Genomic DNA, 6,814 nt, shown 5'->3' with positions numbered 1-6,814 from the left:
CCCCCGGCGACCACGACCTCCGCCACTCCCCGCGCTACCCGCTCGACCGGCCGCGGATCTGGGGCGGGGTCCCGCGGCGGAACATCAGGTTCACCGGCCGCGAGGAGACGCTGCAACGCGTCTACGACCAGCTCCAGAACGCCGAGCCGGGCGCCGCCGTGGTGACGCTGCTCGGGCTCTCGGGCGTCGGGAAGACCCAGATCGGCGCCGAGTACGTGTACCGCTTCGGCTCCGAGTACGACGTGGTGTGGTGGGTGCCCGCCGACCAGCGGGGAACGCTGCGGCAGCGGCTCGCCGAGCTCGCGCCGGCGCTCGGCCTCGTGACCGGGCCCGGCTACGGGGAACGGCTGCGGGCGGTCGCGGCGGCGCTGCGGCGCGGGGAGCCGCACGCGCGCTGGCTGGTGGTGATGGACGGCGCGGACGACCCCGGGCCCATCGCGGACCTGCTGCCCGCGGGCCCGGGGCATGTGGTCATCACCTCGCAGAACCGCGGCTGGGCCGAGTACAACACCGCCGTCCACGAGGTGCAGGTCTACAGCCGTGAGGAATCGGTCGCGTTCATGCGTCGCCGCGCTCCCCGGCTCGGAGCCGAGGAGGCGGACCGGCTCGCCGACGCGCTCGGCGATCTGCCGCTGGCGCTCGACCAGACCGCCGGGTGGCTGAACGACTCCGCCATACCGGTCGACGACTACATCGTCCTGCTGGCCGGGGGCCCCGGCCTGACCACCGGGCCGGCGTCGGGGCTGCGGGTGGCGGACGACTACCCCAGGACCTACTTCAGCGCGTTCTCGATGCTGCTCGACCAGCTCCGCGAGACGGTGCCCCTGGCCGTCGATCTGCTGCGGCTGTGCGCGCACTTCGCGCCCGGCGCCATCCCCGTCGAGCTCGTCCGCGGCATCCCGGACAGCGAGATGCCGGATGAACTGCGGGCGGTCATGTCCGACGCCTGGTCCTGGTCCACGGCCATCGGCAAGCTCGTCCAGTACTCGGTGATCCGCTGGGAGGAAGGCCCCGAGCGATCGCTCTCGCGGATGGGCGGGCACATCCACCTGCACCCGCTGGTGCACCTGACCGTGCGGTACGGCCTCGGTGGGAACGAACGCCGCGTGTTCTCCCGGGCCGCGCGCCGCGCGCTGACGGCGGCCAACCCGGGGCGGCCCTCGGACCCGGGACGCTGGCCGCGGTTCGCCAGGATCGTGCCCCACCTGGACGCCTCCGGCGCGCTGACCAGCGGCGACGCCGACACGCACCGGCTGATCCTCCACTGCCTGAGCTATCTGAACCACGCCGGCGAGTACACGACGGGGGCCCAGCTCGCCGAACGCGCCACGCGCGCGTGGCGGCGGACGTTCGGCGAGGACGACCCCCGCGTGTGGGACCTGATGTCGCAGCTCGCCACGTTGCGCCGCGCGACCGGGGCGTACGCCGAGAGCGAACGCGTCGACCGGACGGTCATCGAGCGCCTCGGCGCCCTGCGCGGCCCCCGGGACCTGACCGTGCTGCGGGCCGAGGAGGGACTGAGCGCGGACCTGTGCGGCCTCGCGCAGTACGGCGAGTCGCTGCGCGTGATCCGCGGCGTGCTCGACAGCTATCTGGAACAGGTCGGCGAACGGCACACGCGGACCCTCAACGCCCGGCACAACCTCGCCGCCTCGCTGCGGCTGCTCGGCCGCTGCGCCGAGGCCCTGGCGACGGATCTGCGCAACCTCGCCGCCCGCACCGAACTCCACGGGGAACGCGACGGGCTGACGCTGACCTCGGCCAACGCGGTCGCGCTCGACCTGCGGTTGCTCGGGCGGTACCGGGAGGCGCTGACGGTCCTCGGGCCCACCGTCGGCGACCACCGCGACGTGCTGGGGCCGGACCACCCGCAGACGCTCACCGCCGAGCTGAACCGGGCGATGTGCCTGCTGGGCGCCGGTGACGCGCCGGAGGCGCACGGCCTGCTGGCCGCGCTGCTGGAGCGCGCGGAGCGCGTGACCGGCGACTCCGCGCCCCTGACGCTGACCATCGCGACCTGTTACGCCTCCGTGCACCGGGACCACGGCGACCTGGACCAGGCGCGCGCCGTGGGGGAACGCGCCATGAACCACTACGCGCTCATGCTCGGCGCCGCCCATCCCTTCGCCGTGGGCACGGCCGCCAACCACGCGCTGCTGCTGCGGGTGGCGGGGGAGTGGGCGGAGTCGTCCGCGCTCAACGAGTCGTGCCTGCGGGACATGGGCCGCGCGCTGGGCCCCGACCACCCCTGGACGCTGGGGATCGCGCTCAACGCCGCCGTCGCGCGGAGCATGGACGGCGATGTCGCGGGCGCCGCGGCGCTCGGCCGCGACACCCGCGTCCGGGCCGACGCGGCGCTCGGCCCCGCCCACCCGCTCTCGCTCTCCGTCCGCGTCGTCCTCGCCGCCGACCTGCGCGCCCTCGGCGAGGACGGGGAGGCGGAGGCGGTGGAGCGCGAGGCGCTGACCGGCCTCACCGCGACCTTCGGCGAGGAGCACCCGCTGCCCGCCGCCGCCCGCCTCCGCCTCCGCCCCTCCTGGGACTTCGAGCCGCCGGTCCTCTGACCGCCCCGGCCCGTCGCGCCGGGCGCCTCAGCCGTCCCGGTCGCTCTCCTCCGCGGGCGGCAACGCCTGGAGGCGCGGGAGGAGTTGGGCGGTCAGCAGCGTGGCGAGCGCCGACGTGTCCGCGCCCGACGCGCCGTCGGTGCTGATCACCACCGGCCGCGGCGCCTTCCCGGCCAGCTCGGCGCCCACTTCGAGGCGGCGGCGGGCCAACTCGTACTGGAGCACCGCCCGGTTGTCCCGGTACGCCTGCGCCAGACGCCGCTGGGCGCGCGCCTCGTTCTCCGCGGCGATCAGGCCGCTGCGCCCGCCCGTCTCGATCTCGAACCGCACGCGCTGCGCGTTCGTCTCCTGCTCTTCGAGGAGCTGGGCCACCTCCTCGCGCGCCCTGTTGAGCGCCGCCTTGACCTCCACGATGCGCGCGTCACGGACCTTCTTGGCCCGTTCGATGTCCATCTGGAGGCTGTCGATGCGGCGCTTGCGCGTCAGCGCCCACTCCTGGTCGTACGCGGTGCGCTCCTTCGCGACCCGCTCCCGCGTGGCGAGGTGCTGCTGGTACTGCGCGGGCAGCTGCACATCGGGGATGTTGCAGCCGGTGATGCGCACGCCGTAGTGCGACAGCTGCCGGTTGAGGAGGGCCTGCATGTCGCCGACGTCGGAGCCGCGCAGGTCGTAGGCGCGCTCGGTCGGCACCTGGCGGGCGCGCTGACGGATCGCGTCCTGAACGGCGTTGGACAGGACGAGGTCGAAGTTGCCCGCGCCGATGGTCCGGACGAACAGCACCGCGTCCGTGATGCGGAACTTCAGGAAGAACTCGATCGACCGCAGCGGCACGTTCTCCCGCGTCGGGCAGGCCATCACCGGTGCGGAGTACGGGATTTCGGTCGCCGTGTCCACCACGAAGGCCACGCGCGACCACGGGTGCCACAGGTAGTGGCGGCCCGCGTCGAGCGTGCGCGCCAGGGCGCCGTAGCGGGTGAGGACGCCGTTGGTGCCCTGCTCGATCTCCACGATCGAGGAGCGCCACCACCACAACCCGCCGCCCAGCAGGGCGAGAACGCCCAGCGCGTAGGACAGCCCGGCCAGCGCGCCATAGGCGGTGTCCCCGGCGCCGTCCGCGTCCGCCTCCCTCAGCGAGAGCATCACGCCGGTGAACACGGCGAAGGCGCCGAGCCACAGCGGCAGCATCCACCACAGCCGGCGGCGGTGCTTGGGGATGATGACCGGGATCAGCGTCCCGGCCTCGCCGCCGCGCAGCAGCTGCGCGACATCGCTCCAGGGCGCCACCGACTCCGAGATGACCGACCTGCGGTGCGTGCGTACGGTACTCATCGGCCCGCCTCCTCGTCGGCGTCGGAGCCCAGGGAGGGCGCCGCGGCGGGAACGGTCGGCCGTTCCGCCTCCAGCAGGGCGTTGATCTCCGTCTGGCGCGCCGCGATCCGTTCCACCACCTCCCGCAACCGCGTCCTCACCTCGGCCATGTCGGCGTCCGAGAACAGCTCGGTGCCGCGTTCCCCGACCAACTCCCGTGCCAGGCGCAGGAAGTCGACACCGGCGGCGCCGTCCGCCTCCCGGTCGCCGCCGATGCGCACCAGCCGCGGCAGGTGGTCCGCCACCCGCTCCAGCGTGTCCAGCACCTGCTGCTGGTAGCGGTATTCGAGGATCTCCGGCGCCTCCGCCGCCGTCACCGCGCGGATGTCCAGCGCCTGCGCCTCCAGCAGCGCCGCGTTGGCCCGCGCCTCGGACTCCGCCTGCACATAGCGCTGCCGCGCCAGTGCCTCGGCCCGGTTGGTCTCCCGCTCGACGGCCGTGTCCATCTGCGCCTGGTACTGGGCGATGTCGGCCTGGATCGCGGACAGCGTCTCCTGCCGCGTCGCCAACTCCTTGATCAGGTCGCCCTCGTCCTGCTCCTTGCGCAACTGGAGCGCGTACTCGTGCGTGTACGCCTCCTTCGCCACGCGCACCATCTCCGGCGCGGCCAGGTCCATCCGGTAGCCGCGGTCCGAGGGCTCGGCGTGGGTGATGTTGGCGTTGGTGAGCATCACCGCGGGCTGGAACTGGTGGTTGAGCTGTTCGAGCAGCCGCCCGGTGTCCTCGCCGACCATGTTGTAGATCCCCGCGGCCTCCTGCTCGTAGATGAGGCTGCGGATCGTCTCGCTGACCGCGTTGTTCAGCTTCTCCTCGAACCCGCGCACCGCGCCCAGGGTGTAGACGAACTCCACCGGGTCGTTGATGCGGAACTGGATGAACAGGTCGATCGACGCCTTCACCCCGCCCTTCGTGGGCGCCTCCCGCACCGGGGCGTTGAACGGGTACTCGCGTGTCGTGTTGAGGATGTACGACACCCGCTTCCACGGGTTGAGCAGGATCACCCGGCCGGGGCCGACCACCTGCTCCAGCTTGCCGAAGCGCGAGATCAGCGCCTGGCAGCCGTCCGGCACCATCACCATGCCCTGCCGCCACCAGACGAAGACCGCGGCCAGCAGCGCCAGCACCCAACTGTGCACGCCCAGCAGCGGGTTGGTCAGCACCTCACCCCCGGCCGCCGCCACCGCGGTCGCTCCCACCGCGACCAGCACCAGCAGCAGCAGGACCGGCAGCATGCTCACGAACGACCGGCCGCGCGGCAGCACCATCGGGCAGATGGCGTGCACCGGGCGCAGCCCGTCGCGGCGCTGCTCGCTGCGGTTGAGCGCCTCGCCCGCGTCGTCCAGCGCGACGGTCTTCTGCTCCATCACCGTGTCGATGCCGTCGCCCTGCTCGCGGGCGGCGGGGAAGTCGGCGGCGTCCATGCCGTCGCCGATGCCGTCGGTCCCGCCACCGGTCGCGCTGCCGGTCCCGCTGCCGCGGTCGCTCTGTCCGCCTTGCCTGTCTTGTCGGCCTTGTCCGCCCAGGCGGGAGCGGATCTCCTGCTCCGCCAGGGTGCGCGGGTCGCCCCCCTCGGCCACCGCCCGCGCCACTCTCCGCACACTCTGCGTCGTACGCGCCATGTTCCCCCCTGCGTCGTCGTGCGCTCTGTAGTGGTGTTTATCCCATCCCTGGGGAAGCGAGACGGACAAGGGGGTGGTCACCGATCGTTACAGGCTTATGCCTTAACGGGCCGTGTGGTGTTTGGCGGTTGAAGGGCCGGGACACCCGAAGGAGGCAACAGCCGCACCACGAACGCAAGGAGGTAAAGCCATGCTGAGGGCCATCGGAGACATGTTCCGGGCCGTAGGCGGTGCTGTCGCCACGGTGGTGACGCTGCCGTTCCGCCTCGTCGCCCGCCTGTTCGGCGGCGCGTCCGACACGGCGCACGGGAGGCACTGAGGCGCCGTCGTCCGAGGCCGCTACTCCTTCTCCGCGCCGTCGTCGGAGGCGACTTGGCGCAGGGTACGGCCGGTGCGGGCGGAGCGGGCGCGGTTGGGGTCCGGGGTGCCGTCGTCGGAGGCGCGTTCGTCGTCCCGTTTGACCAGCAGCCACGCCTCGCCCCGCCCGTCCCCGCCGCTTCCGCGGCGGAACCGGGTCAGGGCGTAACCGCCGTGCAGCTTCCGCCCGTTGAGCACGAACGAGAGGTGACCGCGGTCCAGGTCGTCGGCGACCGGCCGGTCACCGACGTGCCGGTAGGTCCCCTCGTCCCAGATGATCACGGGGCCCGCGCCGTACTCGCCGCTGGCGATGACGCCCTCGAACTCCCGGTAGTCGAGCGGGTGATCCTCGGTGGGCATCGCGAGCCGCTTGTCGTGCGGATCGGTGGAGGGGCCCTTGGGGATCGCCCAGGACTTCAGGACGCCGTCGGCCTCCAGCCGGAAGTCGAAGTGCATGCTGCTGGCGTCGTGGAGCTGGACGACGAAACGGGGATCGCCCCCGGCCTCGCGGGCGCCCGCGCGGGGCTCGTCGGTGCGCGAGAAGTCCCGCTTGCCGCGGTAGGCGGCCAGCGCGTCGTCGTCCCCCTTCTTCTTCCTCGGGCTCACGTTTCTCATCGTGACACCGTCTTGGTTGGGGCGCACCTGGGGCCTGCGGCCGGCTTGGCCGTGTGGCCGTTCGTGGCTGGGGCGGTTTCCGAGGCTTTACGCAGCCGCGTTGGGGCGAGCCTCTAAGATCGGGGGCCCTGATCGGGCACGTGCGGGCAGGTGCACAGCCTGCCCGATCCGCTGGCCAGCGTAAGGGCCCCCGATCTCTCGCCCCAACGCGGCTCCCGCCCAAAGCCTCTCCAACCGCGTGGGGGGTCCAGATCCCTCCGGGCCCTTTTTTGGTTCTTCGGCGCACTTGGA

The 6,814-nt window shown here is 72.8% G+C and carries 5 protein-coding genes; 2 read left to right on the top strand and 3 right to left on the bottom strand.

Features of this window, described 5'->3' with window-relative positions:
• A partial coding sequence (gene fxsT, locus ADY01_RS30725) for an FxSxx-COOH system tetratricopeptide repeat protein (RefSeq protein ID WP_049579989.1) occupies positions 1-2,564 on the top strand: 2,564 nt, incomplete at its 5' end.
• Between the two features lie 27 nt (positions 2,565-2,591).
• Here the strand turns inward: fxsT and ADY01_RS30720 are convergent.
• Both ADY01_RS30720 and ADY01_RS30715 read right to left on the bottom strand, forming a co-directional pair.
• Positions 2,592-3,893: an SPFH domain-containing protein gene (locus ADY01_RS30720; RefSeq protein ID WP_049579988.1), complete on the bottom strand. Its 1,302-nt coding sequence runs from the start codon at positions 3,891-3,893 to the stop codon at positions 2,592-2,594.
• Positions 3,890-5,551, bottom strand: coding sequence for an SPFH domain-containing protein (locus ADY01_RS30715; RefSeq protein ID WP_049579987.1), 1,662 nt, complete (start codon positions 5,549-5,551; stop codon positions 3,890-3,892). Before ADY01_RS30715 ends, ADY01_RS30720 begins: the two co-directional genes overlap by 4 nt.
• Positions 5,552-5,741: 190 nt before the next feature.
• On the opposite strand from ADY01_RS30715, the gene ADY01_RS41420 reads away from it, so the two are divergent.
• Positions 5,742-5,870 (top strand): LPFR motif small protein, encoded by a 129-nt coding sequence (locus ADY01_RS41420; RefSeq protein ID WP_267888491.1) that lies wholly within the window; start codon positions 5,742-5,744, stop codon positions 5,868-5,870.
• Between the two features lie 20 nt (positions 5,871-5,890).
• On the opposite strand, the gene ADY01_RS30710 is transcribed toward ADY01_RS41420, so the two are convergent.
• Positions 5,891-6,523: a DNA polymerase ligase N-terminal domain-containing protein gene (locus ADY01_RS30710; protein WP_049579986.1), complete on the bottom strand. Its 633-nt coding sequence runs from the start codon at positions 6,521-6,523 to the stop codon at positions 5,891-5,893.
• Positions 6,524-6,814: the final 291 nt, after the last annotated feature.

The organism is Streptomyces sp. SBT349, assembly GCF_001083795.1.
In the GTDB taxonomy this organism is placed as follows: Bacteria; Actinomycetota; Actinomycetes; order Streptomycetales; family Streptomycetaceae; genus Streptomyces.
The sequence above is the reverse complement of the archived record's forward strand: the minus strand, read 5'-3'. Positions and strand labels throughout refer to the sequence as shown.

Coding starts and splice junctions, on each gene's coding strand:
- ADY01_RS30720 (WP_049579988.1), bottom strand. CDS start 3,893: ATGAGTACCGTACGCACGCACCGCAGGTCGGTCATCTCGGAGTCGGTG.
- ADY01_RS30715 (WP_049579987.1), bottom strand. CDS start 5,551: ATGGCGCGTACGACGCAGAGTGTGCGGAGAGTGGCGCGGGCGGTGGCC.
- ADY01_RS41420 (WP_267888491.1), top strand. CDS start 5,742: ATGCTGAGGGCCATCGGAGACATGTTCCGGGCCGTAGGCGGTGCTGTC.
- ADY01_RS30710 (WP_049579986.1), bottom strand. CDS start 6,523: ATGAGAAACGTGAGCCCGAGGAAGAAGAAGGGGGACGACGACGCGCTG.